Raw genomic sequence first — 821 nt, 5'->3', positions numbered from 1 at the left:
ATTATCAGCAGCGAGGGCGAACAGGTGGCCTAGCAACCAACGGTTGTTCTCAAATAACGGCCACAGGGCATCAGGCATCGTGAAGGTGCCATGTTGAAAGGGAACGTCAGGAAGACGCGCCATCATAGTGGCGATCCAGATATCGGTGGCCTTTTTGCCGCAGCTCGGGCATCCCCGACCTTTACGAGGCTGTCGCAAAAGGGGTATTTACAATAAAAATAATTTAATTTTTTCTTTAAAATCAAAATATTGAAATCATTAAAAACATGATACTACCTCTTTTGCGACAGCCTCTTTACGAGGCTGTCGCAAAAGCTCATGTTATCGATTAAAATTTGCTTTATTCGTTTTAAACGCAGATCTTTTATGACCGTATTTACTCGCAAACTGGAATCGCCATCTCACACCAAACGTAAGTTTGTCAAAGCGCAAAATCTACCTATCTTGGAGGGTTCTGTTTCCCTTTGCGATTATCTCAAGCAAATTGGTGAACGTAGGGCATTTATTGTCACAGAGATTTTGGATGAACAAGACTGGGTACCTTTCGAACGCTGTTATTCTTCAACAGGTAGAGCGCCGTATTCTCCTCGTTCAATGATGGGAATTTTGCTTTATGGGATCATGAAAGGGCATAGTTCGCTCAGAGCACTTGAAAATCTGGCGCGTTTAGATTTGGGATGTATTTTTGTCAGCAATGGCGTGACACCTGATCATGCCAGCCTTGGACGTTTCATTTATCAACATCAGACTGTCCTGACGGGCAGTTTTTTTAAAGAACTTACATTATCCGTTTTTCTTCGTACCCAATCTGGGGTTTCCTG

1 protein-coding gene and 1 pseudogene are annotated in these 821 nt (G+C 43.1%); one reads left to right on the top strand and one right to left on the bottom strand.

Annotated elements, in window-relative coordinates; genetic code table 11:
• Window positions 1-177: pseudogene (locus tag CBG25_RS14945) on the bottom strand (transposase zinc-binding domain-containing protein); the annotation flags it as partial.
• Window positions 178-318: 141 nt separating this feature from the next.
• Between CBG25_RS14945 and CBG25_RS14940 the strand changes: the two are divergent.
• A partial coding sequence (locus tag CBG25_RS14940) for a transposase (RefSeq protein ID WP_290605026.1) occupies window positions 319-821 on the top strand: 503 nt, incomplete at its 3' end.

It is taken from the genome of Arsenophonus sp. ENCA, assembly GCF_002287155.1.
In the GTDB taxonomy this organism is placed as follows: domain Bacteria; phylum Pseudomonadota; class Gammaproteobacteria; order Enterobacterales; family Enterobacteriaceae; genus Arsenophonus; species Arsenophonus nilaparvatae.
This window is presented reverse-complemented; position numbering and strand designations above follow the sequence as displayed.